This is a genomic window from Mycobacterium scrofulaceum (genome assembly GCF_002086735.1).
In the GTDB taxonomy this organism is placed as follows: domain Bacteria; phylum Actinomycetota; class Actinomycetes; order Mycobacteriales; family Mycobacteriaceae; genus Mycobacterium; species Mycobacterium scrofulaceum.
Genome location: NZ_MVIJ01000002.1, coordinates 39,762 through 62,633, shown reverse-complemented (window position 1 = coordinate 62,633; position 22,872 = coordinate 39,762). Strand labels below are relative to the sequence as shown.

Sequence of the window (22,872 nt, the reverse complement as noted above, 5' to 3'; positions counted from 1 at the left end):
CTCGCCGCTAGCACGCCCTGCGGCCGAACGGCCGCCGCGGCGGCAGCCGCACCCCGAGTTCCTTGGCCAGCCGGTAGCCGGTGAGCGCCAGTTCCCGGATGTCCTCGGGCCGTAGCCCCGACTGCAGCGCGGTGTCCAGCATGCCCGCCATCCGGTGCTGGGGCCGGCAGCGCAGTGCGGCCTCCAGCGACACCCCGGCGAGCGGCCCGTCGCCGCGGGCATACGCGCTGAACGCGAGCAGTACCAGCGCCTCCACCCGCCAGGGCGCCGGCAGCGTGCGCGCCAGCACCGCCCACAACGTCTCCGCCTCGCCGGCGTTCTCGCCGACGGCAAGCGCGTAGAGGATGTCGCGCACCTGCGCGTCGCTCAGGGCGCAGCCCAGCTTCGCCAGCTGGGTCCTGGTCAGCGCCTCGCCGGCGGCCACGCGGGCGGCGGCCGTCATCGCGTGCTTGACGTCGCCGCGGGCGCAGCGGGCCGGGTCCGCGCGGTGGGCCGCCCGGCGCCTGGTCGCCTGCCGTTCGATCGCGCCGGTCAGGGCCTCGCTGCGCGCCGCGTCCTGCACCGCGATGACGGCCTGCAGGTCGGCGCGCCGCGCGTAGAGGCGCCGGCCGTCGAGCACCGCCGCGGCCGCCAGGGGCGACGCCGACGGATCGTCCACCGCGCCGCTCGACCCGCAGCCGTCCACGCAGTGCCAGCGGCCGCCGGGCGCCACCCGGTCCACCACGTGTGCGGCCCACAGCTCGATGTGGTGCTCGGACAAGGACTTTGCCAGCTCGTCGCACACGATCCGGTACTCCTCGTTGCAGCATGCGCAGTGCGCCCCCTCCGCGTCGACGATCACCGCGATCGCCGCGTCGGGGCGGGCCGCCGCGGCGACCTGCGCCAGGTGTCCGACCCGGCCGGCGAGATCGTCGGAGAGGTCGACCCGCAGCACCGCGCCCAGGTCGCCGCCGTCCAAAGACACCAATACCAATGAATTTTCGGGAACGAAGCCGAGAACGGCCGGCAGCGCGGCGATGAGCGCCCCGGGTCGGGTCAGTTTGAAGTCGGGTCGATGTGTCGTCATGCGCACCACGCTGACGGCCCCCACCGTCAGCCCGTGCTCGCGGGAACGGGCGGAATCTCGGGCCTGTGCATGAACCCAGCACTGTGGGTGCTGCTGATCTACTGTTACCGCATGGCTTCGGCGCAAGAGTACGACATGGTGGTCATCGGTTCGGGGCCCGGCGGGCAGAAGGCCGCGATCGCCTCGGCCAAGCTCGGCAAGTCGGTCGCGGTCGTCGAACGCGGCCAGATGCTCGGCGGCGTGTGCGTCCAGACCGGCACCATCCCGTCAAAGACGTTGCGCGAGGCCGTGCTTTACCTCACCGGGATGAGCCAACGCGAGCTGTACGGCGCGAGCTACCGGGTCAAGGAGAAGATCACCCCCGCCGACCTGCTGGCCCGCACCCAGCACGTGATCGGCAAGGAAGTCGACGTGGTGCGCAACCAGCTGATGCGCAACCGCATCGACCTGCTGCTCGGTCACGGGCGGTTCGTCGACCCGCACACCATCGAGGTCGAAGACCCCAACCGACGCGAAAAGCTCACTGTCAGTGGCAAATACATCGTCATCGCCACCGGGACCCGGCCGGCGCGACCGTCCGGCGTCGAGTTCGACGAGGAGCGGGTGCTCGACTCCGACGGGATCCTCGACCTCAAGTCGCTGCCCGCGTCGATGGTGGTGGTGGGTGCCGGCGTGATCGGCATCGAGTACGCCTCGATGTTCGCCGCGCTGGGCACCAAGGTCACCGTGGTGGAAAAGCGAAGCGACATGCTGGACTTCTGCGACCCCGAGGTCGTGGAGGCGCTCAAGTTCCACCTGCGCGACCTGGCGGTGACCTTCCGGTTCGGTGAGGAGGTGACCGCGGTCGACGTCGGCTCGGCGGGCACCGTCACCACCTTGGCCAGCGGCAAGCAGATCCCGGCCGAGACGGTGATGTACTCCGCCGGGCGGCAGGGCCAGACCGACCACCTCGACCTGAACAACGCCGAGCTGGAGGCCGACAACCGCGGGCGGATCTTCGTCGACGACTTCTTCCAGACCAAGGTGCCGCACATCTACGCCGTCGGCGACGTGATCGGCTTCCCCGCCCTGGCCGCGACCTCCATGGAGCAGGGCCGGCTGGCCGCCTACCACGCCTTCGGGGAGCCGACCGACGGCATCACCGAGCTGCAGCCGATCGGCATCTACTCCATCCCCGAGGTGTCCTACGTGGGTGCCACCGAGGTCGAGCTGACCAAGGACGCGATCCCCTACGAGGTCGGCGTAGCCCGGTACCGGGAACTGGCGCGCGGCCAGATCGCCGGCGACTCCTACGGCATGCTCAAGCTGCTGGTGTCCACCGAGGACCTCAAGCTGCTCGGCGTGCACATCTTCGGCACCAGCGCCACCGAGATGGTGCACATCGGGCAGGCCGTCATGGGCTGCGGCGGCACCGTCGAATACCTGGTGGACGCCGTGTTCAACTACCCCACTTTTTCCGAGGCCTACAAGGTGGCCGCGCTCGACGTGATGAACAAGGTGCGCGCCCTCAACCAGTTCCGCCGCTAACAGCTGTCGTCGAGTTGACCCGGAACCGGGTCGCCGGGGCCGCCGGCGTCGGCGCGGGCGAGCAACTGCGCGGTCTGCGCGTCGAACGGGGCCGAATAGGAGACGTTCGCGGCGCAGCCCCCGCGCTCGAAACCGCCGATCACCCCGGTCAGCGTGGTCCCGCTGACCCAGGGCGCGCCGCTGGTCCCGTCGACCAGCCCCTCGCACGGAAACGACGGGAACCCGGCCTCGGTCACCGACGTGCTGGCCTGACACCCGATGGGCGCCCCGCCCACGCCGGCCGGGTAGCCCATCACGGTGACGTGGCTGCCGGGCGGCGGCGTCGTGCCCAGCGTCAACGCCAAACCGGAGTGCGACTCGATCGACCCCCCGGCGTCGTTGCTCAACCGTGCGACCGCGTAGTCCGCGGTGGGATCCTTGCTCGCGGTCCAGCGGGGGTCGAGGTAGACGGCGTCGGCCGTCCACACGTCGCCCGCGGCCGGCGGCGCGTCGCCGGAGAAACCCGGCACGAAGGTGATCTTCGACGCCCCGGCCAGGCAGTGCGCCGCGGTCATCATCAGGTTGCCGCCCGTCGAATGCACCACCGAGCCCGTGCACACGTGCAACGGCCCGCCGTCGATGAAGATCGCACCGACGCGCTTGTCCGGGTCGACCGGCGCCGCCACCGCCTTCGGCTGGGGTTGACCGAGCCGGTGCACCGGGGCACTGCTGCGCGGCGGGGCCGCCGGCGGGGCGGACGCGTGATCGCCGGGTGGCCGCTTGCACGACGTCCCCGACGTCGCCACGGCGACCACCAGGCACAGCATCACGATCGGAACGCGCATCGTTTTCATCATGCCCGACGCCCGCCTGGCGGTCAGATTCCGACGCGGCGCGGGCCCCCGCCTCGCGTTCGCCCGTGGATTAAACGCGAACTTCACACCGCTGTTTGATATTGGCGCCACCCGATTCGGGGGACACTGGTAGGGCACCCTGCAGAGACACCCGAGAGGAGGCGATCGGCGATGGCTCACGAACAGGACCCGCACTATCAGCCGGGACAGGCGGGCATGTACGAGCTCGAGCTGCCCGCGCCGCAGTTGTCGACGTCGGACGGCCGAGGCCCCGTGCTGGTGCACGCGCTGGAGGGGTTCTCGGACGCCGGGCACGCGATCCGGCTGGCCTCGTCGCACCTGAAGGCGGCCCTGGACACCGAGCTGGTCGCGTCCTTCGCGATCGACGAACTGCTGGATTACCGGTCGCGGCGGCCGCTGATGACCTTCAAGACCGATCACTTCACCAACTATGACGAGCCGGAACTGAGCCTGTACGCGTTGCGCGACACCATCGGCACCCCGTTCTTGCTGCTCGCCGGCATGGAACCGGACCTGAAGTGGGAGCGCTTCATCACCGCGGTACGCCTGCTGGCCGAGCGCCTGGGCGTGCGGCAGACCATCGGCCTGGGCACCGTCCCGATGGCGGTCCCGCACACGCGGCCGATCACGATGACCGCGCACTCCAACAACCCCGAGTTGATCGCCGAGTTCACGCCCTGGATCTCCGAGATCCAGGTCCCCGGCAGCGCGTCCAATCTGCTGGAATACCGGATGGCCCAGCATGGCCACGAGGTCGTCGGCTACACCGTGCACGTGCCGCACTACCTGACGCAGACCGACTACCCGGCCGCCGCCGAGGCGCTGCTCGAGCAGGTGGGCAAGATCGCCTCGCTCGAGCTGCCGCTGACGGCGCTGACCGAGGCGGCGGCTGTGATCCGGACCAAGATCGACGAGCAGGTCGAGGCGAGCGCGGAAGTTGCTCAAGTGGTGACCGCGCTCGAGCGCCAGTACGATGCCTTCATCGACGCTCAGGAGAACAGGTCGTTACTAACTCGCGACGAGGACCTGCCTAGCGGCGACGAGCTTGGCGCAGAGTTCGAGCGATTCCTCGCCCAGCAGGCGGAGAAGAAGCGCGACGACGACGACCAGGCCTGACCTTTCCACCCGGCCTCTAGCCCGGCCCGACACCAAGGTTGGCGACATGACCGAGCGGAAGCGCAAGAGCACTCTCCGCCCGGTGCGGGAGGTGACCGCCCCCCGGCTGGAGTTCCGCACCATCCACGGCTACCAGCGCGCCTACCGGATCGCCGGCGACGGCCCGGCGATCCTGCTGGTCCACGGCATCGGTGACAACTCCACCACCTGGAATACCGTGCAGGCCAAGCTCGCCCAGCGGTTCACGGTCATCGCCCCCGACCTGCTGGGCCACGGGCGCTCCGACAAGCCGCGCGCCGACTACTCGGTGGCCGCCTACGCCAACGGGATGCGCGACCTGCTGTCGGTGCTCGACATCGAGCGGGTGACCATCGTCGGTCACTCGCTGGGCGGCGGCGTGGCCATGCAATTCGCCTACCAGTTCCCGCATTTGGTCGAGCGGCTGATCCTGGTCGCGGCCGGTGGCGTCACCAAGGACGTCAACGTCGCCTTCCGGCTGGCGTCGTTGCCGATGGGCAGCGAGGCCCTGGCCCTGCTGCGGCTCCCCCTCGTGCTGCCCGCGGTCCAGCTGGCGGGACGGATAGCCGGCCTGGCGATCGGGTCCACCGGCCTGGGCCGCGACCTGCCCAACGTCTTGCGGATTCTCGACGACCTGCCGGAGCCGACGGCCTCGGCGGCCTTCAGCCGGACCCTGCGGGCGGTGGTGGACTGGCGCGGGCAGATCGTCACCATGCTCGACCGGTGCTATCTGACCGAGGCCATCCCGGTGCAGATCGTCTGGGGCACCAAAGATGTGGTGGTCCCCGTGCGTCACGCGCGGATGGCGCACGCCGCGATGCCCGGGTCGCGCCTCGAGATCTTCGAAGGTTCGGGCCACTTTCCGTTCCACGACGACCCGGCCCGCTTCATCGACGTCGTCGAGCGCTTCATCGACACCACCGCGCCCGCCGAATACGACCAGGCCGCCCTGCGCGCGCTGCTCCGCAGCGGCGGCGGCGAGAAGGCCGTCAGCGGCCCGGCCCCCACCCGCGTCGCCGTGCTGAACGCCATGGGTTCCGACGAGCGCAGCGCCACCTGAACCACCTTGACCGGTGCGGCCCCCGGACGGGGCCGTAAAGTCGGCCCATGGGTATCGACGTCACCGTGTTGCGGGTGTTCACCGACCCGGACGGGAATTTCGGCAATCCGCTCGGCGTCGTGGACGCCGGCCAGGTGGAACCCGGCGACCGGCAGCGGCTGGCAACCCGATTGGGCTACAGCGAAACGGTTTTCGTCGATCTCCCGGCGCCGGGGTCGACCACCGCGCACGCCACGATCTACACCCCGCGGGTCCAGATTGCGTTCGCCGGGCACCCAACCGTCGGCGCGTCGTGGTGGCTGCGGCAGAACGGAACGCCGATCAACACACTGCAGGTGACCGCGGGCATCGTCCAGGTGGGCTACGCCGCCGACTCCACCAGCATCAGCGCCCGATCGGAGTGGGCGCCCGAGGTTGCCCTGCACGAATTCGATTCCGCCGAAGACCTTTTGGCCGCCGACCCGGGCGACTACCCCGACGACACGGCGCACTACCTGTGGGCCTGGACCGACCGGGCCGCCGGGTCGCTGCGCGCGCGGATGTTCGCCGCCAACCTGGGCGTCCCCGAAGATGAGGCGACCGGCTCGGCGGCGATGCGGATCACCGACTACCTCAGCCGCGACCTGCACATCACCCAGGGCAAGGGGTCGGTCATCGAGACGACGTGGAACGCCGAGGGCTGGGTGGGGGTGGCCGGGCGGGTCGTCAACGATGGTGTGACGCAGCTGAACTGACGGAGCGTTCCCCGGTTCAGCGCTGCCGGTGCAGCACCGCGGCCAGATGATGCTGCAAGGGTTGCCCGACCGCACCCATCTGCACCGAATACGACAGCTCATCGCCGTCGATGCGGAAGGACCGACCGAGCGCGGTGACCTCCTTGGCGGTCGGCGTCAGCCCGACGTCCGTTGTGGAGAGCGAGATTTCGATCCGGCCGTCCGTCACCGAATACGTGCCCACCTCGATTTCGGTGATGCCGCTCGGGTGGGCCAGAACCAGTTCGACGTGGCCGGGCTGCGGCACGCGGAGGTATCCGGTCTCGGCGTGCAACGGCTTGCCGCCGGCCAGCGCCTTGGTCTTTTGCCCGTACGCCAGGAACGGCTTGCCGACGTGGCCGAAGACCACTTCCTCGAGATAGTCGAAGGGCTCGATCGTCGGGTACTCGCCCGCGCCCTGGCCCGCCCAGGTTCCCAGGAGCGGTGCCAGGTCCTCGAGATCGGGATGCAAGTCGGTGGGCATGAACCCGAGCCTAGCCCGGGGTCGCGACCCCGCGGTGTTCGCGCAGCGCCTGGATCTCGCGCTCGAAGTCGTCCGCGGACTCGAAGGAGCGGTACACCGACGCGAACCGCAGGTAGGCCACTTCGTCGAGGTCGCGCAGCGGGCCGAGGATGGCCAGGCCGACCTCATGACTCGGCACCTCAGGGGATCCCGCGGCGCGCACGGTGTCCTCGACCTGCTGGGCGAGCAGGTTCAGCGCATCGTCGTCCACCTGGCGGCCCTGACAGGCCCGGCGGACGCCGCTGATGACCTTCTCCCTGCTGAACGGTTCGGTGACCCCGCTGCGCTTGACCACGGCCAGCACCGCCGTCTCCACGGTGGTGAAACGCCGTCCGCACTCGGGGCACGATCGGCGCCGCCGGATGGCCTGCCCCTCATCGGTTTCCCTCGAGTCGATCACCCGGGAGTCGGGATGACGGCAGAACGGGCAATGCATGACCGCTCCTTCGCCGTGCCGACAACCAGGTACCGCAGCACTTCGAGCGTACCCGCGAGCTCAACTGCGCGGGCATGCTCGTCAGCCGACGGGGGCGATCAGGGTCTGGCCCGCCACCAGGGCCGGCGAGTGCATGTCGTTGAGTTCGCGGATGCGGTCGGCGACCTGCCGGGCGGGCGCGTCGGGCGCCACCCGGTGGGCGACGTCCTGCAACGACTCCCCCGCCTCGACGCGGACGACGGCCAACCGGTCCGGTACGTGCGCGGCCGTGCCGCCGGCGCCGCCGTTGAGCACCTGACCGACGTTGCCGACCAGGCCCAGCCACAGCGTGATCGCGCCGGCGGCCAGCGCCAACCAGACGGTGGTCGCCACGGTGACGGGACGCTTGCGATGTGGCGCGGCGGATACCCCGACGCCGGTGCCGTAGTAGCGGGTCGGCGCGCCCGACGGCCGCGACGGGGCGGGACGGCGGGAACGGGCCAGCCCGTCCCGGCCGTTACGAAGTCCCGGGGCCGGCCCGTTGACCGGACGCCGGGGGCTGCTGGTACGCGGCGCCAGCGTGTGGATGATTGTCATCTGCGTTCCTCCGGTCAACTTGATTCGCTCAGCTGTTCGACTGTATCGCTCGTGTGTTCGAAATCCGAACATGTGAGCGAAGCGTGTCGCACGAGTCGAACGCTAGACCACGCCACCGACAAGCTCGTGGTCGTTACGGCTGACATGCGACTGAAATACCCGATCTGCCGAAGAGTTACACCTTTGTGATTAACGAGTTCGGCGAGGGTATTTGCGGCGCGCCCACCGTCACGACACGCTAGTCGAACACATGTTTGAATTTTGGGCGCGGCGGGGTTACATTCAGTGCCATGAGCGACAGCAACGACACCTCATCGGCCGGCGACGGCCGGTTGCACGCCGTGGATTCATCGCTGACCGAACGCCAGCGCACGATCTTGAACGTCATTCGGGCGTCGGTCACCAGCCGCGGCTACCCGCCGAGCATCAGGGAGATCGGCGATGCCGTGGGCCTGACGTCGACGTCGTCGGTGGCTCATCAGCTGCGCACCCTGGAGCGCAAGGGGTACCTGCGCCGCGACCCGAACCGCCCCCGGGCGGTCGACGTTCGCGGCGCCGATGACGAGGTGGCGGCGCGCGCGACCGAGGTCGCCGGGTCGGACGCCCTGCCGGAGCCGACGTTCGTTCCGGTCCTCGGCCGCATCGCGGCCGGCGGTCCCATTCTCGCCGAGGAGGCCGTCGAGGACGTCTTCCCGCTGCCGCGCGAGCTGGTCGGCGAGGGCACGCTGTTCCTGCTCAAGGTCGTAGGCGATTCCATGGTCGAGGCGGCGATCTGCGACGGCGACTGGGTGGTGGTGCGCCAGCAGAACGTCGCCGACAACGGCGACATCGTCGCCGCCATGCTCGACGGGGAGGCCACGGTGAAGACGTTCAAGCGGGCGGGCGGTCAGGTGTGGCTGATGCCGCACAACCCGGCGTTCGATCCCATTCCCGGCAATGAGGCGACGGTGCTCGGCAAGGTCGTCACGGTGATCCGCAAGGTCTAGCGGCGGCCGGCCGTTCAGTCGGCTTTGACGAATCCGTTGGCCTGCGCCACTTCTTCGCTGGACAGCCAGATTTCGGCGAGCGTGTCGTGGTACAGCTCGCTGCCCGGCGTGTAGTACAGCCCGAAGCGGGCGCTCGCCTTGATCGGGTATCCCTCGGGCACCTGGTAGGGGTCGTCGAGCGGCAGGTGGATGGTCGGGCGTCCGGCCGGGCCGGCCCCCGCGCCGCTGTCCTCGTCGTCCGCCGCCGCGTGCCGCCCGCCGCGTGGCTCGGGCGCGACGACGGGTGCGGCGGCCGCTTCGGGCGCGACGGCTCCGGAACCGTCGGCAACGTCCGCCGAAACATGCGGTGCCGCCACGTCCGGGTACTCGGCCTCGGGGGCGGCGGCATCCGACGCGCCGGCGTCGAACCCGGCGTCCGGAGGTGTATGCGGCACGGCGACGTCGAGATATTCGGCCTCCACGTACTCGTCTTCCGGGCTCTCGGCCTCCGCGTAGCCGGCCTCACGCGCGTCGTCTGCGTACTCGGCTTCCGGGTAATCCCCGCCGGCTTCCGCGTAATCCTCGTTCGCGTAGTCACTTTCGGCGTACTCGGATACGCCGTCTTCGGATGCGCCGTACTCGGGTTCGGCGTATTCCGGTTCCCCGTATTCGCCTTCGGTTTCGGCGTAGCCGGCCTCCGACAGGGCGGCCGGTGAAACGGCCGCGAAGGAGTCGGTGTCCACCGCGTCGGGATCCTGCTCGGCCTCGAACACGCCCTCGTCGGCGCCGCCGCGCCGCCAGCTGACCCGGCCTGAGGGCTCGGCACCGGTCGCTTCCGGCTGCCGTGCGAAATGGTCGGTGGTGACGTCGTCGGGCCCCCAGTGCCGGTCCCCTTCCGCGTCGTAACCGACACCGAGGTCGCGGTGGGGCCCATACTCGGCCTCGGCTCGTCCGGCGCGACGCCGACGCCAGCCGAAGGCCACCAACCCCGCCAAGACGATCAGCACCAGCACCGGGACGGCGGCCAGCAACCACCACCACTGCCACGCGAACTTCTTCGCATGGGTGGGCATCGCCGAACTGCTCGGCTGGTTCTGGCCCGACACCTGCAGGCCGGAAAGCAGCGGAGCGAGATTGGCCGGGTCCGTGCTGAACGTGTTCTTCGCCCGGTTCCACGAGATCTTGCCGCCGGTGAACTGCTGGGAGACGACGTCGCCGTCGACGGACTGATCACCGACGGGCGCGCCGAGCTTGCCGGTCGGCCCGCGGAGCTTGTCCCACGCCGCCTTCATGGCCCCGCGGACCACGAACGCGCCGTGCTCCGAGGTCCAGAAGATGACCGGCTTGTCGGCACCGGAGAAGGTGACGACGCGGCTGGACGGGATGCCGCCGTCGGCCTCGTTGGCGGTGGGGAAACCCAGGTCGCTGCCGGCCGGGCCGCCCAGCGACTCGTACTTGGCCAGGACGTTGCTCTCGACGGCGTTGGCGCCGGTCGCCGGACTGAAGTACACCTTCCCGTTGGCGAAGTCCTGGACGATCCCGTCCCCGCCGATCGAATACTGCGCGCCCTTCTTGACGCCCAGCGGCCCGTTGGGACCGCCGGCCGCGCGCCAGGCCATGTTGATGGCCGCGGTCGGGTCGATCGCCACCTGCAGGCCCTTCAACTGGTCGGCAAGTGCCGGTGGCTCGGTGGTGAACTGCTTGGTCTGCCTGTTCCACGAGACCTGACCGCCGCTGAACTTCTGCGCCGACACCTCGCCGTTGTAGGTTTCGTCGCCGACCGGGACCCCCAGCACGCCGCCGGAACTGCCCAGCTTGTCCCAGGCGGCGTTGATGGCGCCGCGTACGACGAACGCGCCGTGCTCGGGCGTCCAGAAGATGACCGGCTTGTCGCTGGCCGAGAAGGTGCTCACGCGGCTGTCGGGTCCAGCCAGACCGGGCACCTCGTTGATGGCGGGAAAGCCCAGATCGCTGCCCGCGGGACCGCCCAGCATCTCGTACTTGTCCAGGATCGGCCCGTAGACGAACTTGGCGCCGGTCGCGGGGGTGAAGAACATCTTGCCGCCGTCGAAGTCCAGGACGAAACCGTCGCCGGCGGGGTAAACGTCGCCCTTGCGGGCGCCCAGGGGCGAAGCGTCACCGCCGGCCTTCTCCCACGCCGCCATCATGGCCGCCTCGGCGTCGCCGATCGGAGACGCCGCCGCGGGGGGCGCCAGCAACGCGGCGGCGGCTATCGCTGCAGCGGTCAAGCCGACCAGCGCGCTCCCGACCAGCCTGCGCATGTGACCTCTCTGCCCGTTCACCAAGCCTCCCAGCCGGCGGTTATGCCCCTATCGGCGGCTGCGCCCCCACCTGCACAGCCGGCGGGCGGGCCGTAGTCCGACCGCGGGGAAACAACCCCGTTCCGATTCGCATTATCGCGAGGCTCGGATAACTTTGCTCCAGCCGGCGAAAATTGCGAAGTCAAATCACGCATATTACAAAAACGGATACCACGCCGATGTCGAAATGATGCCAAGCCACGCTCAAATCGCGACCGACGGCATCGCGCCCTTGTCGCGGGCCCGCCCGAATCCGATGTGGGGCCGGGCAAGGGCACGCGGGCCGTGTCACGCCTGGCTGATCTACGTGCGTGCGTGCCGCCGCACGTGACCGGCTCGCCAGCGGCGTCGTGCTTTTCGGCTTGACGAAGCGCCATTGCGCGGGCGGCGTGCCCAAAACACATGCGCCGACGGTACGTGACGCCTTTAACTCGGCGACGATCTACCCGAGAAAACGACCGCGGACGGGGCATCGACCGCTTTGCCGTCGCCGCGCAAATTCGCCGGTTCCGACGGCGCTGCCGGCCAACGGAGTTGACGCGCTAGACCCCGAGGCTGCGGCCGATGATCTCCTTCATGATCTCGGTCGTGCCGCCGTAGATGGTCTGCACTCGCGCGTCCAGATAGGCACGCGCGACGGGGTATTCACGCATGTAGCCGTAACCACCGTGCAGTTGCAGGCAACGGTCGATCAGGTGCACCTGCTTTTCGGTGGAGTACCACTTGGCCATCGCCGCCTGCTCGGCCGTCAGCTGCTTGTCCAGGTGCAGCCGGATGAACTCGTCGACCATCATGCGCACCACGGTGGCCTCGGTCGCGAGCTCGGCAAGCACGAAGCGGCTGTTCTGGAAGCTGCCGATCGGCTTGCCAAATGCCTTGCGCTCCTTGGTGTATTGCAGGGTGTCCTCCAGCACCTGCTCCATCGCGGCGGCCGCCATGATGGCGATCGAAATCCGTTCCTGCGGCAGGTTCTGCATCAGGTAGATGAACCCCATACCCTGCTGCCCGAGCAGGTTCTCGGCGGGAACCTTCACGTCGGTGAACGACAACTCGGCGGTGTCCTGCGCGTCCAGCCCGATCTTGTCCAAGTGGCGGCCGCGCTCGAAGCCCTCCATGCCACGCTCGACGACGAGCAATGAAAAGCCCTGCGCCCCTTTGTCGGGATCGGTCTGCGCCACCACGATCACCAGGTCGGCGTTGATTCCGTTGGTGATGAACGTCTTTGCGCCGTTGAGCACGTAGTGGTCGCCGTGGTCGACCGCGCGGGTCTTGATGCCCTGCAGGTCACTGCCGGTGCCCGGTTCGGTCATCGCGATCGCCGTGATGATCTCGCCGGTGCAGAACTTCGGCAACCAGCGCTGCTTCTGCTCCTCGGTGGCCAGCGCCAGCAGATACGGCGCGACGATGTCGTTGTGCAGCCCGAAGCCGATGCCGCTGTAGCGGCCGAAGGTGGTCTCCTCGGTGATGATCGTGTTGTAGCGGAAGTCGGCGTTGCCCCCGCCGCCGTATTCCTCCGGGACCGCCATGCCGAGGAAGCCCTGCTTGCCCGCCTCGAGCCAGACGCCGCGGTCGACGATCTTCGCCTTCTCCCACTCGTCGTGATGAGGGGCGACGTGGCGATCGAGGAAGGCCCGGTAGGACTCACGGAACAGGTCGTGCTCCGGCTCGAAAAGAGTGCGCTGGTACTTGACGGCACTGCCCATGTGGATGACCTCCGGCGGCTGGGGACTCTGTCGCCCAACATATACCAACCAGACGGTTGGTCGGCGTACGGCGGGGTGGCCGGCGGCGATCAGCGGGCGGAGAATTCCCGCAGGCGCCCGGCCAGCGCCACCGGAACCCGGGCCTTGATCCGGGTGCCGTCGGGATTGTGCTCCTCCTGCTGCACGCGACCGTCGGCGTGCAATCGCGCCACCAGGTCGCCGCGGTGATACGGGATCACCACGTCCACGGCCGTGTCGGCGGGAACGGCCAGCTCTTCCATCCTGGCCCGCAGGGCGCCGATCCCGTCGCCGGTCCTGGCCGAGACGAACACCGCGCCGGGCAGCGCGTGCCGCAGCTTGGCCAACGTCAGGTCGCTCGCGGCGTCGACCTTGTTGACCACCAACAGCTCCGGGGGCGGGTCACCGTTGTGGTCGGCGATGACCTCGGAGACCACCGCGCGCACCGCGTTGATCTGGGCCAGCGGGTTGGCATCGGAGCCGTCGACCACATGCAGCAGCAGGTCGGCGTCGACGACCTCCTCCAGCGTGGAGCGGAAGGCCTCGACCAGCTGGGTGGGCAGGTGCCGGACGAACCCGACGGTGTCGGTGAGTACCAGCGGGCGACCATCGGCGAACTCAGCGCGACGCGTGGTGGGCTCCAGCGTGGCGAACAACGCGTCCTGCACCAGCACCCCAGCCCCCGTCAGCGCGTTGAGCAGGCTCGACTTGCCGGCGTTGGTGTAGCCGACGATGGCGATCGAGGGCACGTCGCTCTGCAGGCGCCGGCTGCGCTGGGTGTCGCGGACCTGTTTCATGTCCTTGATCTCGCGGCGCAGCTTGGACATTCGTTCGCGGATGCGGCGGCGATCGGTCTCGATCTTCGTTTCACCCGGACCGCGCAGGCCCACGCCTCCCCCGCTGCCGCCGGCCCGGCCACCGGCCTGCCGGGACATCGACTCACCCCAGCCGCGCAGCCGCGGCAGCATGTACTCCATCTGGGCCAGCGACACCTGCGCCTTACCCTCCCGGCTGGTGGCGTGCTGGGCGAAGATGTCCAGGATCAGCGCCGTGCGGTCGATCACCTTGACCTTCACCGCCTTTTCCAGCGCGGTCAGCTGCGCCGGGGACAGTTCACCGTCGCAGATCACGGTGTCGGCGCCGGTGGCCAGCACCACCTCGCGCAACTCCTGGGCCTTGCCCGACCCGATGTAGGTCGACGGGTCCGGCTTGTCGCGGCGCTGGATGAGCCCCTCGAGCACCTGGGAGCCCGCGGTCTCGGCGAGGGCGGCCAACTCGGCCATGCTGGCCTCGCTGTCGGCGGCGGTGCCGTCGGTCCACACGCCGACCAGTACGACGCGTTCCAGCCGGAGCTGGCGGTACTCGACCTCGGAGACGTCGGTGAGTTCGGTCGACAGACCGGCGACGCGGCGCAGCGCCGACCGTTCTTCGAGGGCGAGCTCGCCGGTGCTTGGCTCCGGCACAGTGGGAGTGGAGAAATCAGGATGTGTCATAGGCAATACAGAATGATGCACGGCGAATCGGCGTCGTGCACCCCAATTAACGCCCCTGCGCGTCCCACCATTCCCCGCTCACCTCCCCGTGCGCCAGCAGGACCGACGGCCCCCGCAGGTAGCTGGTGGCGTCGGTGACGGTGACGACGACCTCGCCGCCCGGCACCCGCACCGCCAGCGTGCCGGTGTCCGCCCCGGCGGCGGCCAGCGCGGCCACCGCGGCCGCGACCGTGCCCGTCCCGCACGAGCGGGTCTCGCCGACGCCGCGCTCGTGCACCCGCATCCGCACCGCCCCGTCGGCCGGCGCCGTGAGGACTTCGATGTTGACCCCCTCCGGGAACTGGGCGTGGTCGAAGCTGACCGGGGCCGCCACGTCCAGCCCTGCCAGCTCCTCGGCGGTCAGCGCCGGATCCACGCACGCCAGGTGCGGATTACCCACGTCGACCGCCAGGCCGGCGAACCGGCGCCCGCCGACCGTCGCCTCGAAGGCGGGTCCCCCGCTGCCGAGCCTGTTGGCCTTGCCCATGTCGACGGTGATGTCGGCGCGGGTCGCGTCGGCGCGGTGCACGGTGACCGGCCGCGGGCCCGCCGCCGACGCAACCACGAACTCGTCGCGGGCCTCCATGCCGCTGGCCCGCAGGTAGTGCGCGAACACCCGTACCCCGTTGCCGCACATCTGCGCGATCGAGCCGTCGGCGTTGCGGTAGTCCATGTACCAATCTCCCGAGGCGACGCCGTCGGGCAACCGGTCGAGCACCCCGGCCGACAGGGCGGCGGCCGCGCTGGTGACCCTCAGCACCCCGTCGGCCCCCAAGCCGCGCCGGCGGTCGCACAAGGCGGCCACCCGGGCCGCGGTCAGGTCAAGCGCGGCCCCCGCGTCCGGGAGCACCAGGAAGTCGTTCTCGGTGCCGTGGCCCTTCGCGAAAATCACCTGCTCAGGATACGTGGCCCCACGCCCGCAAAGCCTCGTCGACCAGCCGGGTGCCGTCGGCCCCCCCTATTTCGGAGTCCAGCCAGTGCACCCGGTGGTCACGGCGGAACCAGGATCGCTGCCGCCGCACGTAGCGGCGGGTGCCCACGTACGTCTGCTCCCGCGCCTCGCGCAGCCGCTCGGCGCCGCCCCCGGCGTCGAGCGCCTCGATCACCTGGGCGTAGCCCAGCGCGCGCGACGCGGTGACCCCGTCGCGCAGGCCCTCGTCGAGCAGCGCGCTCACCTCGCCGACCAGGCCCTGGTCGAACATGGCGTCGGTGCGCCGGGCCAGCCGCTGGTCCAGCACCGGCGTCTCGCAGTCCAGGCCGACGATGGCGGTGTCCCACCTCGGGTGACCGATGCGTGGCGCGGACGCGGCGAACGGCTGGCCGGTCAGCTCGACGACTTCGAGCGCTCGCACGGTGCGCCGCGCGTCGGTGGGCAGGATGGTCGCCGCGGCGGCGGGGTCGCGGCGGGCCAGCTCGGCGTGCAGGCCGCCCACCCCGACCTCGGCCAGCCGCTGCTCCCAGCGCGCCCGCACGGCCGGGTCGGTGGCGGGGAACGACCAGTCGTCGAGCAGGGACTGGATGTAGAGCATGGAACCGCCCACGATGACGGGCACGGCGCCGCGGGCCGCGATGGCCTCCACGTCCGCGGCGGCGGCCTGCTGATACCGGGCGACCGTGGCGCTCTCGGTGACGTCCAGGACGTCGAGCTGGTGGTGCGGGATGCCGCGGCGTTGGTCGACGGGAAGCTTGGCGGTGCCGATGTCCATCCCGCGATACAGCTGCATCGCGTCGGCATTCACGATCTCGGCGCCGAGCCGCTCCGCGAAGTCGAGCGCCAGCTGCGACTTGCCGGTTCCGGTGGGGCCGATGATGGCCAGCGGTCGCACGGTCACCTCAGAGCTGCCAGGCGCCGGCGAAGTAGCCCACGCCGTAGGGCGCGCCCCGGTAAAGCTCTTTCGCCGATCGCGGTCCCGGTTCGCCCAGGCCGGCCAGCACCTGAAAGGCGACCCGGCCCGGGATCTGCCCGGGCACGCGCGCCAGGGCGGCCAGGTCGCCGGTTGCCAGCGCGTCGTCGAGCGCCAGCTGCGCCTCGGCGTTGCCGGGGTCGTAGCCGCCGGGCGCGCCCGGCGTCAGGGTGTTCGCGCCGTCGGCCACCACCAGCACCCCCGTCGGTTCCGGTGCCCCGTCGAGCTCGGCGCGCAGGCGCCGGCCCAGGGCCAGCGCGGTCGCGGCGTCGTGGTCGGCGGAGTAGACCCGCGCCCGGGCGGTCGCGTCGGGCCGGACCTGGCCGCGGACCCAGGCGGCCACCAACGCGCACAGGGGCAGATCGGCGGGCGGCGGGGTGTCGGACCCCGGGGAGAGCCGGACGCGGACGTCCGCGCCGAACCCCGCGAACGTACCGGCGGTGTCGGGGCCCAACACGTCGTCGCGTTCCGCGACCCCGACGACGGTCCAGCGCGCGGGTAGGAGGGCGGCCGCCGCGAGCACCGCGCCCACCAGGTCGGTCACCTCCGCGGCGGCCGCGCCGGCGAGCTCGGGCACCAGCACCGGCGCCGACGGAACGATGGCAATGCCGCTGAGCACGCCACCAAACTAACGTTTCGCCGGAGCGATCGGTCGACTCGCCGTCGCATGCCGCGACGAGTCGCCTGCTACGGGCACTCCACCGCGACGACGGGGCCCTTAAAAGGGTCGACGTCCGATCCCGCGGGGGCCTCGTTCTCGGGGACGGTTCCCACGTCGCGCCCGGTCTGAGCCACCATCGTGGCCGCCTCACCGCGAGCCAGGGCGACCGTCGCGACGATCACCACCGCCACCGCCGCGATCAGCACGAACGCCTTCGGGCCGTCCGCGTTCAGCGTCTCCCCCAGGACAAGCACCCCGAGCAGACCGGCGACCACGGGCTTGGCCACGGTCATGGTCGGCAGCGAGGCCGTCAGCGAACCGGCGCGGAAGGCCGACTGCTGGAAGACCATTCCGGTTAGGGCCACCAGGAGCCAGGGGACGAACTCCGGCGACGTCAGCACGCCCACCACGCTGTGTTCGGCCATCTCCACGATTCCCTTGGTCAGCACCGCGAACAGCGCCAACGACGAACCCGCGACGAGCGCGAGCAGCACGGCCGCGAACGGGCTCCCCGACCAGATGCGGGCCGCCACCACACAGGACACCAGCAGCGGCACCATCACCAGCGCGACGATGCCCCAGGTCTGCGTCGAGGCGCGCTGCTGGCCCTGCGCCGGGTCGCCGACGATGATGACCACAGCCAGCGCCCCTGCCAGGACGAGCGCCCAGATCCACTCCCAGCGGCTGACTCGCTGGCGGGCGAGGCGGGCATAGATGGGCAGGGCGAACAGCAAGGCCGTCACCTGCAGCGCGGTCACCAGCACCACGGAGCCCCAGGCCAGGGCCCCGGCCTGGAGGCTGTAATTCGTGACGGCGGCCATGCCGCCCAGCCACCAGCGGGCGTCCTTCAACGACATCCGGAACAGTTCGAGATGCCCGACCTGCTTGTCGGTGATCTCCTGCGCCGAGCGCTGACGGATCACGTCGCCGACCGCGGATGCCATCGCGGCGCACAACGCGATCAACGCCGCGACGTCAACTTTGGACATGGGCGACCCCTCACCTCACATGATTTCCACCAGGCGTTCCCCCGGAGAGCCGGAATACACGCGGCGTTTGCGGCCAGTTCAACTACAACTGTATGGCCCTGCGCCCTGCGCGGACGGCCTGGTAGGTAACCGTTTCATTGTTACTTCACAAAGCTGGGTAACGACTGTGCTAACTCTATGAATTCAAACTGCCCCCGTACGACAGCACGACGGTACCCGCCCCGGGCGCGCGGCACCGACCCGACGCGCGGTGCTCACGCCGGTTGCGCGGCGGCGTCCCCGAGCCGCGCCTCGATCCTCTCGCGGGTGGCGGAGGCGTCGACGCGGGCGAGCTCGACGGTGGCGGCCGCCATGACCAGCGCCGCCACGGCCAGTGCCAGCATCCCGGAGCGGCCGGTGTCGAGCGTCTCGCCGAGAACGACGACGCCCAGCACGGCCGACACCACCGGTTGGGACACCTCGAGCGTGGGCATCGACGCGGTCAGCGAACCGGCCCGGAACGCCGCCTGCTCCCACGCGAACCCGGCCAGCGCGACCACCAGCCAGGCGTAGAGCTCCGGTGTCCGGACCACTGCCCACCCGCCGTCGCCGATCCGGTGGACGACGCCCTTGGCGAGCACCGCGAAGACGGCCCACAGCGAACCGGACACGAAGGCGAGCAGCAGCGGCGCCAGCACCGCCGCCACGATGGCCCAGGTCCGCAGCGGCGCCGTGGAACGGCCCGCCTGCGGGTTACCGACGGTCACGATCACGGTCACCGCCGCGGTGAGCACGACGGCCCAGACCCACTCCCGGGCGGTCACGGCGCGCCGGGCCAACCTGGCGCTGATCGGCAGCGCGAACAGCAGCGAGAGCACGAGCAGCGCCTGCACGAGCAGCACCGAACCCTGGTCGAGCGCGGCCGCCTGCAAGACGATGCTGACGACCAGCATCAGGGCGCCCCACCGCCACCGCTGATTGCCGAGCAGCCTGAGGAACAGTTGGAGCTGCCCGGCTGATGTGTCGGTGATCCGGTGGGTGGCGCGCTGCTGCAGGACGTCGCCGATCGCGACGCAGAGCGCGGACGCCAGCGCGAGCAAAGCGGCAATGTCCGCCTTGGCCATGGTTTCTCCGTCCGAGTCGGGGTACGGACTTCGGGGTACGGACTTCGGGGTACGGACAATTGTCATACCCGCTGCCCCTGCGCCGACGCATCCCGGGCGGGAAGATCTCAGGTGGCGGCGCGCGGGCCGCCAAGCTGCTTGAATACTGTTAAGCAGCTGTTGGGTGAACCGCATTGGCCCGCCCACGGCCGCAGCAGACGGTGCCGCTACGCGCGGCAGGTGCGCGGGACAGCGACCGCGCGAAGGGTAGGTGACGAGCGCATGACGGCTGACGAACCCCGCGGCGCAGATTCGGCCGGGCCGGTGCCCCAACCGGTTTCGCGTCCGGCGCCCCGCCCGGGACCGCGTCCCGGGCCCCGCCCGGCGAGCCCGGGGCCGCGGCCCACCGCCCACCCGGTGCCGGCACCCCCGCGCAGCGATCCGCATCGGTTCGGACGGGTCGACGACGACGGCACGGTCTGGCTGGTCACCTCCGCCGGCGAGCGCGTCGTCGGGTCCTGGCAGGCCGGTGACGCCGAAGCCGCCTTCGCCCACTTCGGCCGGCGGTTCGACGACCTGAGCACCGAAGTCACCCTGATGGAAGAGCGGCTGGCGGCGGGGACGGGAGACGCCCGCAAGATCAAGGCCCACGCGGCCGAGCTGGCCGAAACGTTGCCGACGGCGTCCGTACTGGGCGACATCGACGCACTCGCGCGGCGATTGACCAGCCTCATCGACCAGGTCGAGGCCACCGTCGCCGCGGAACGCTCCCGCCGCGAGGAGCATCGCGCGGCCCAGACCGCGCGCAAGGAGGCGCTGGCCGCCGAGGCCGAGGAGCTGGGCGCCAACTCGACGCAGTGGAAGGCCGCCGGGGACCGGCTGCGGGCGATCCTGGACGAGTGGAAGACGATCAACGGCCTGGACCGCAAGGTCGACGACGCGCTGTGGAAGCGGTATTCGGCGGCCCGGGAGGCCTTCAACCGGCGGCGGGGTTCCCACTTCGCCGAACTGGACCGGGAGCGACTGGGCGTCCGCCAGGCGAAGGAACGGCTGTGCGAGCGCGCCGAGGAGTTGTCCGATTCGACGGACTGGACCGCCACGAGCGCCGAATTCCGCAAGCTGCTCACGGAGTGGAAGGCGGCGGGCCGGGCGGCCCGGGACGTCGACGACGCCCTGTGGCGACGGTTCAAGGCCGCCCAGGACGTGTTCTTCACGGCCCGCAACGCGGCGACGGCGGAAAAGGATGCGGAGCTGCGGGCCAACGCGGGCGCCAAGGAGGCGCTGCTGGCCGAGGCGGAGAAGATCGACACCAGCAATCACGACGCGGCCCGCGCGGCGCTGCGCTCGATCGCCGAGAAGTGGGACGCGATCGGCAAGGTGCCGCGGGAACGGTCCGCGGAGCTGGAACGTCGGCTGCGCGCGGTCGAGAAGAAGGTGCGTGACGCGGGCGAGGCCGATTGGTCGGACCCCCAGGCGCAGGCCCGGGCAGAGCAGTTCCGCACCCGCGCCGAACAGTACGAGCAGCAGGCTCAGAAGGCCGCGGCGGCGGGCCGCACCAAAGAGGCCGAAGAGGCCAGGGCCAACGCCGAACAGTGGCGGCAGTGGGCGCAGGCGGCCGCCGAGGCGCTGGCCCGCAAACCCTAGGCTTCGGGGTCGCGCGGCGCCCGGTCCGCCGCGTCGGCCCCCGCCGCGCTGTCCAGCCTGTCGAGCAAGGTGATCGACTGCTGCTCCGCCGCGACGCGGCGTCGCTGCTCCTCGGCGGCGAGCTGGACGATGGTGCGTGACCACACCACCCGGGCCCACTGGTAGGTCAGCGCGAGGACGACGATCCAGGCCGCGATCAGCCCCAGCCCCGGGCCCGGGTGCCCCGCGGCGACGGTCTGGCGCGACCAGATGGCCAACATGCCCGCCGCGCCGGCGAGCGCAGAACCGGCCAGCGCGACCCAGGCCAGCGCCCAGCGCCGCGTCATCAGCGCCAGCATCGAGAACCCGACGCCGAACACCAGCGCCAGCCAGGCGAACACCCGCGACGGCAACGCCACCGCGGCCGCGCCGGCGCCGTGGCTGCTGAACAGGACGTCCCAGCCCCGCACCGCGCCGGTGTGCGGCAGGATGAACGATCCCAGCAGCACGAAGATCAGGATCGCGACGACGAAACCGCGTGGGCCAGGGTCGAATCCACGCGCCACGCGGCGCTCGGCGGCCTCGATCTCCGTGCGCAGGGCGTCCAGGTGGGGGTGTTCTTCCTTCATCGGGCACATCCAAGGGTTTCGGTGGGGTTTGCGGGTTCGGGGGGCGCTCCGACGGCGGGCATGCCGAGACCGATGCCGCGCGGGCGCAGCCCGGCGGCGTGCGCGTCCCCCGCGCGGGTGCCGCGATGGCTCAGGATGCCGCCGTCGGCAATGAGGTGGTGGGGCGCGGCCTGGGTGATTTCCGCGGTGACGACATCGCCCGGGCGCACCCGATCGTCGGCGCCGAAGTGCACCAGGCGGCCGTCGCGGGCGCGGCCGGTCATCCGGGCGGTCCGGGTGTCCTTGCGCCCCTCGCCGGCGGCGCACAACAGTTCCACGGTCTGGCCGACCAACGCGCGGTTGCCCTCCAGCGAAATCTGCTCCTGCAGCTCGACCAGCCGGTCGTAGCGCTCCTGCACAACGGCTTTCGGGAGTTGCCCGTCGAGCTCGGCGGCCGGGGTGCCGGGCCGCTTGGAGTACTGGAAGGTGAACGCGGCCGCGAACCGGGCCTGCCGCACCACGTCCAGGGTGGCCGCGAAGTCCTCTTCGGTCTCGCCGGGGAACCCGACGATCAGATCGGTGGTGATGGCGGCGTGCGGCATGGCCGCGCGAACGCGGTCGATGATGCCGAGGTAGCGCTCGGCGCGGTACGAGCGCCGCATCGCGCGCAGCACGCGGTCCGAGCCCGACTGCAGCGGCATGTGCAGGGCGGGGCAGACGTTCGGCGTCTGCGCCATGGCCTCGATGACGTCGTCGGTGAATTCGGCCGGATGCGGCGAGGTGAACCGCACCCGCTCCAGCCCGTCGATGTCCCCGCAGGCACGCAGCAGCCGCGCGAAGGCGCCCCGGTCGCGGGGTTGAGCCGGGTCGGCGAAGGACACCCCGTAGGCGTTGACGTTCTGGCCCAGCAGCGTGACCTCGAGCACGCCGTCGGCCACCAGCGCGCGCACCTCGGCCAGGATGTCGGCCGGGCTGCGGTCGACCTCCTTGCCCCGCAGCGACGGGACGATGCAGAAGGTGCAGCTGTTGTTGCACCCGACCGAGACGGAAACCCAAGCTGCATAGGCTGATTCGCGTGCGCTGGGCAACGACGACGGAAACTCCTGTAGCGACTCGGCGATCTCCACCTGGGCGGCCCTGTTGTGCCGGGCCCGTTCGAGCAGCGTGGGCAGCGACCCGATGTTGTGGGTGCCGAACACGACGTCGACCCAGGGCGCCTTGCGCAGCAATGCGTCCCGATCCTTTTGCGCCAGGCATCCCCCGACCGCGATCTGCATCTCGGGATTGCCGCGCTTGCGCGGGGCGAGGTGGCTGAGGTTTCCGTACAGCTTGTTGTCGGCGTTCTCGCGGACGGCGCAGGTATTGAAGACGACCACGTCGGCGTCCGAGCCGTCGACCGCGCGCTGGTATCCGGCCGCTTCCAACAGGCCCGCCAGCCGCTCGGAATCGTGGACATTCATCTGGCAGCCATAGGTGCGGACCTGATACGTCCGCGCCGAAACCACCATCGAAGTCACGGGGCCATGGTACGGCGACCC

Annotated in this window: 21 protein-coding genes; 6 read left to right on the top strand and 15 right to left on the bottom strand. The window is 70.5% G+C overall.

Going from position 1 to position 22,872, the window contains the following annotated elements; translation table 11 throughout:
* Positions 1-7: 7 nt before the first annotated feature.
* Positions 8-1,066 carry a DUF4192 domain-containing protein gene (locus BST44_RS02325; RefSeq protein WP_083175086.1) on the bottom strand — a complete coding sequence of 353 codons (1,059 nt, stop codon included), beginning with the start codon at positions 1,064-1,066 and terminating at the stop codon, positions 8-10.
* Between the two features lie 111 nt (positions 1,067-1,177).
* On the opposite strand from BST44_RS02325, the gene sthA reads away from it, so the two are divergent.
* Positions 1,178-2,593 (top strand): Si-specific NAD(P)(+) transhydrogenase, encoded by a 1,416-nt coding sequence (gene sthA / locus BST44_RS02320; RefSeq protein ID WP_083175084.1) that lies wholly within the window; start codon positions 1,178-1,180, stop codon positions 2,591-2,593.
* Here sthA and BST44_RS02315 read toward each other — a convergent pair.
* Positions 2,590-3,429: a trypsin-like serine peptidase gene (locus BST44_RS02315; protein ID WP_083174864.1), complete on the bottom strand. Its 840-nt coding sequence runs from the start codon at positions 3,427-3,429 to the stop codon at positions 2,590-2,592. The genes sthA and BST44_RS02315 overlap by 4 nt on opposite strands.
* Before the next feature lie 168 nt (positions 3,430-3,597).
* Between BST44_RS02315 and BST44_RS02310 the strand changes: the two genes are divergently transcribed.
* Genes BST44_RS02310 through BST44_RS02300 form a run of 3 tightly spaced genes read left to right on the top strand, consistent with a single transcriptional unit; the run spans position 3,598 to position 6,375 of the window.
* Complete coding sequence (locus BST44_RS02310; protein WP_083174862.1) at positions 3,598-4,563, top strand: proteasome assembly chaperone family protein; 966 nt, start codon at positions 3,598-3,600, stop codon at positions 4,561-4,563.
* A gap of 46 nt (positions 4,564-4,609) precedes the next feature.
* On the top strand, positions 4,610-5,641 hold the full coding sequence (locus tag BST44_RS02305; protein ID WP_083174861.1) for an alpha/beta fold hydrolase: 1,032 nt from the start codon (positions 4,610-4,612) through the stop codon (positions 5,639-5,641).
* A gap of 47 nt (positions 5,642-5,688) precedes the next feature.
* The gene (locus BST44_RS02300) at positions 5,689-6,375 is read left to right on the top strand and encodes a PhzF family phenazine biosynthesis protein (protein WP_083174859.1); all 687 of its coding nucleotides are present in this window, start codon (positions 5,689-5,691) and stop codon (positions 6,373-6,375) included.
* Positions 6,376-6,391: 16 nt separating this feature from the next.
* Here the strand turns inward: BST44_RS02300 and BST44_RS02295 are convergent, their stop codons facing one another.
* The 3 genes from BST44_RS02295 to BST44_RS02285 all read right to left on the bottom strand — a co-directional run bounded on the left by BST44_RS02295 (position 6,392) and on the right by BST44_RS02285 (position 7,928).
* On the bottom strand, positions 6,392-6,877 hold the full coding sequence (locus BST44_RS02295) for a peroxynitrite isomerase (RefSeq protein WP_083174858.1): 486 nt from the start codon (positions 6,875-6,877) through the stop codon (positions 6,392-6,394).
* A 10-nt stretch (positions 6,878-6,887) separates the two neighbouring features.
* Positions 6,888-7,352, bottom strand: a complete 465-nt coding sequence (gene nrdR, locus BST44_RS02290) for a transcriptional regulator NrdR (protein WP_003875225.1) — start codon at positions 7,350-7,352, stop codon at positions 6,888-6,890.
* Between the two features lie 81 nt (positions 7,353-7,433).
* A complete protein-coding gene (locus tag BST44_RS02285) occupies positions 7,434-7,928 on the bottom strand; it encodes a LysM peptidoglycan-binding domain-containing protein (RefSeq protein WP_083174856.1) in 495 nt (164 codons plus the stop codon).
* 290 nt (positions 7,929-8,218) lie between these two features.
* On the opposite strand from BST44_RS02285, the gene lexA reads away from it, so the two are divergent.
* Positions 8,219-8,914, top strand: coding sequence for a transcriptional repressor LexA (lexA, locus tag BST44_RS02280; RefSeq protein ID WP_083174849.1), 696 nt, complete (start codon positions 8,219-8,221; stop codon positions 8,912-8,914).
* Positions 8,915-8,928: 14 nt separating this feature from the next.
* On the opposite strand, the gene BST44_RS02275 is transcribed toward lexA, so the two are convergent.
* The 8 genes from BST44_RS02275 to BST44_RS02235 all read right to left on the bottom strand — a co-directional run bounded on the left by BST44_RS02275 (position 8,929) and on the right by BST44_RS02235 (position 19,124).
* A complete protein-coding gene (locus tag BST44_RS02275; protein ID WP_083174848.1) occupies positions 8,929-11,175 on the bottom strand; it encodes an LGFP repeat-containing protein in 2,247 nt (748 codons plus the stop codon).
* Between the two features lie 581 nt (positions 11,176-11,756).
* Entirely contained in the window at positions 11,757-12,917 is a 1,161-nt protein-coding gene (locus tag BST44_RS02265) for an acyl-CoA dehydrogenase family protein (RefSeq protein ID WP_083174846.1), read from the bottom strand.
* An 89-nt stretch (positions 12,918-13,006) separates the two neighbouring features.
* The gene (gene hflX, locus BST44_RS02260; RefSeq protein ID WP_083174845.1) at positions 13,007-14,428 is read right to left on the bottom strand and encodes a GTPase HflX; all 1,422 of its coding nucleotides are present in this window, start codon (positions 14,426-14,428) and stop codon (positions 13,007-13,009) included.
* Positions 14,429-14,474: 46 nt separating this feature from the next.
* Positions 14,475-15,359 (bottom strand): diaminopimelate epimerase, encoded by an 885-nt coding sequence (dapF, locus tag BST44_RS02255; protein ID WP_083174843.1) that lies wholly within the window; start codon positions 15,357-15,359, stop codon positions 14,475-14,477.
* Positions 15,360-15,363: 4 nt separating this feature from the next.
* Complete coding sequence (gene miaA / locus BST44_RS02250; RefSeq protein ID WP_083175083.1) at positions 15,364-16,293, bottom strand: tRNA (adenosine(37)-N6)-dimethylallyltransferase MiaA; 930 nt, start codon at positions 16,291-16,293, stop codon at positions 15,364-15,366.
* A gap of 7 nt (positions 16,294-16,300) precedes the next feature.
* Positions 16,301-16,990, bottom strand: coding sequence for a class III extradiol ring-cleavage dioxygenase family protein (locus tag BST44_RS02245; protein ID WP_083174842.1), 690 nt, complete (start codon positions 16,988-16,990; stop codon positions 16,301-16,303).
* Between the two features lie 68 nt (positions 16,991-17,058).
* The gene (locus tag BST44_RS02240; RefSeq protein ID WP_142274333.1) at positions 17,059-18,021 is read right to left on the bottom strand and encodes a DMT family transporter; all 963 of its coding nucleotides are present in this window, start codon (positions 18,019-18,021) and stop codon (positions 17,059-17,061) included.
* Positions 18,022-18,275: 254 nt separating this feature from the next.
* Positions 18,276-19,124 (bottom strand): DMT family transporter, encoded by an 849-nt coding sequence (locus BST44_RS02235; protein ID WP_083174840.1) that lies wholly within the window; start codon positions 19,122-19,124, stop codon positions 18,276-18,278.
* A 261-nt stretch (positions 19,125-19,385) separates the two neighbouring features.
* On the opposite strand from BST44_RS02235, the gene BST44_RS02230 reads away from it, so the two are divergent.
* A complete protein-coding gene (locus BST44_RS02230; protein WP_083174839.1) occupies positions 19,386-20,747 on the top strand; it encodes a DUF349 domain-containing protein in 1,362 nt (453 codons plus the stop codon).
* On the opposite strand, the gene BST44_RS02225 is transcribed toward BST44_RS02230, so the two are convergent.
* Together BST44_RS02225 and miaB are read right to left on the bottom strand one after the other, a co-directional pair.
* Positions 20,744-21,355, bottom strand: a complete 612-nt coding sequence (locus BST44_RS02225) for an Rv2732c family membrane protein (RefSeq protein WP_083174837.1) — start codon at positions 21,353-21,355, stop codon at positions 20,744-20,746. The two genes, BST44_RS02230 and BST44_RS02225, sit on opposite strands and share 4 nt — an antisense overlap.
* Positions 21,352-22,842 carry a tRNA (N6-isopentenyl adenosine(37)-C2)-methylthiotransferase MiaB gene (miaB, locus tag BST44_RS02220; protein WP_208619717.1) on the bottom strand — a complete coding sequence of 497 codons (1,491 nt, stop codon included), beginning with the start codon at positions 22,840-22,842 and terminating at the stop codon, positions 21,352-21,354. Before miaB ends, BST44_RS02225 begins: the two co-directional genes overlap by 4 nt.
* Positions 22,843-22,872: the final 30 nt, after the last annotated feature.

Coding starts and splice junctions, on each gene's coding strand:
- BST44_RS02285 (WP_083174856.1), bottom strand. CDS start 7,928: ATGACAATCATCCACACGCTGGCGCCGCGTACCAGCAGCCCCCGGCGT.
- BST44_RS02235 (WP_083174840.1), bottom strand. CDS start 19,124: ATGGCCAAGGCGGACATTGCCGCTTTGCTCGCGCTGGCGTCCGCGCTC.
- BST44_RS02310 (WP_083174862.1), top strand. CDS start 3,598: ATGGCTCACGAACAGGACCCGCACTATCAGCCGGGACAGGCGGGCATG.
- BST44_RS02275 (WP_083174848.1), bottom strand. CDS start 11,175: ATGCGCAGGCTGGTCGGGAGCGCGCTGGTCGGCTTGACCGCTGCAGCG.
- hflX (WP_083174845.1), bottom strand. CDS start 14,428: ATGACACATCCTGATTTCTCCACTCCCACTGTGCCGGAGCCAAGCACC.
- BST44_RS02230 (WP_083174839.1), top strand. CDS start 19,386: ATGACGGCTGACGAACCCCGCGGCGCAGATTCGGCCGGGCCGGTGCCC.
- BST44_RS02265 (WP_083174846.1), bottom strand. CDS start 12,917: ATGGGCAGTGCCGTCAAGTACCAGCGCACTCTTTTCGAGCCGGAGCAC.
- nrdR (WP_003875225.1), bottom strand. CDS start 7,352: ATGCATTGCCCGTTCTGCCGTCATCCCGACTCCCGGGTGATCGACTCG.
- BST44_RS02300 (WP_083174859.1), top strand. CDS start 5,689: ATGGGTATCGACGTCACCGTGTTGCGGGTGTTCACCGACCCGGACGGG.
- BST44_RS02325 (WP_083175086.1), bottom strand. CDS start 1,066: ATGACGACACATCGACCCGACTTCAAACTGACCCGACCCGGGGCGCTC.
- lexA (WP_083174849.1), top strand. CDS start 8,219: ATGAGCGACAGCAACGACACCTCATCGGCCGGCGACGGCCGGTTGCAC.
- miaB (WP_208619717.1), bottom strand. CDS start 22,842: ATGGTGGTTTCGGCGCGGACGTATCAGGTCCGCACCTATGGCTGCCAG.
- BST44_RS02315 (WP_083174864.1), bottom strand. CDS start 3,429: ATGATGAAAACGATGCGCGTTCCGATCGTGATGCTGTGCCTGGTGGTC.
- BST44_RS02305 (WP_083174861.1), top strand. CDS start 4,610: ATGACCGAGCGGAAGCGCAAGAGCACTCTCCGCCCGGTGCGGGAGGTG.
- BST44_RS02225 (WP_083174837.1), bottom strand. CDS start 21,355: ATGAAGGAAGAACACCCCCACCTGGACGCCCTGCGCACGGAGATCGAG.
- BST44_RS02240 (WP_142274333.1), bottom strand. CDS start 18,021: ATGTCCAAAGTTGACGTCGCGGCGTTGATCGCGTTGTGCGCCGCGATG.
- sthA (WP_083175084.1), top strand. CDS start 1,178: ATGGCTTCGGCGCAAGAGTACGACATGGTGGTCATCGGTTCGGGGCCC.
- BST44_RS02295 (WP_083174858.1), bottom strand. CDS start 6,877: ATGCCCACCGACTTGCATCCCGATCTCGAGGACCTGGCACCGCTCCTG.